The organism is Ruminococcus sporogenes (assembly GCF_054655175.1).
Genome location: NZ_BAAHOA010000056.1, coordinates 1 through 308 on the forward strand (window position 1 = coordinate 1; position 308 = coordinate 308).

The 308-nt window shown below is 45.5% G+C and carries 1 pseudogene; it reads right to left on the minus strand.

What is annotated here, in order from left to right:
* Positions 1-308, minus strand: a pseudogene (locus ACYQ0N_RS15445) (type VI secretion protein); the annotation flags it as partial.

Sequence of the window (308 nt, forward strand, 5' to 3'; positions counted from 1 at the left end):
GTATACGCTCTTGGTTCTACGTTGCCCGCGTTGAACAGAAACTGATGGATAGGAATAGCAAACAGCGGTCTAGTAAGCTCCCTGATCTCGGGCAGCAGGAAATCGTCGATATTCTGGCTTGCGATCACCATTGCAGATTCCTTTTTCCGCACTCTTTTCATGGCGTTTCTGATGTACTCGATGGCTGTCAGATTTGAAAGGAATAAATAAAGCTCGTCTATTGCCGCGGCGGTGTTCCCTTCGCCTAAAAGCTGATTTGACATGTAGCTCAGAATATTGAACAAAAGAGCGTCTTTAAGCCTTTTGTT